A 323-nucleotide genomic window follows, 5' to 3' on the forward strand; every position below is an offset into this window, starting at 1 on the left:
CAAATGCACCCATTCCGTCGCGAAGTTCAACACATCGACTTCCAAGCTGTAAAAGCTGATCAACCTGTACGCATCCGTGTTCCTCTGCACATTGTTAACGCTGAAAACTCTCAAGCTGTTAAATTGCAAGGTGGCCGCGTATCTCTGTTGAACACTTCTGTTGAAGTAGTTGCTTTGCCTGCAAACATTCCTGCTTTCTTGGAACTGGATTGTGCATCAGTAGTTGCCGGTGACATTCTGCACTTGTCAGACATCAAATTGCCAGAAGGTGTTGAAAGCGTTTCTCTGAAACGTAACGAAAACCTGGCTGTTGCTACTGTTAC

At 45.5% G+C, this 323-nt stretch carries 1 protein-coding gene; it reads left to right on the forward strand.

Annotated features, from left to right (window positions below; translation table 11 throughout):
* On the forward strand, positions 1–323 hold a 323-nt coding region (locus ACTHSP_RS23300; protein ID WP_440347155.1), incomplete at both ends, for a 50S ribosomal protein L25.

This window comes from Neisseria sp. P0001.S005 (assembly GCF_051963715.1).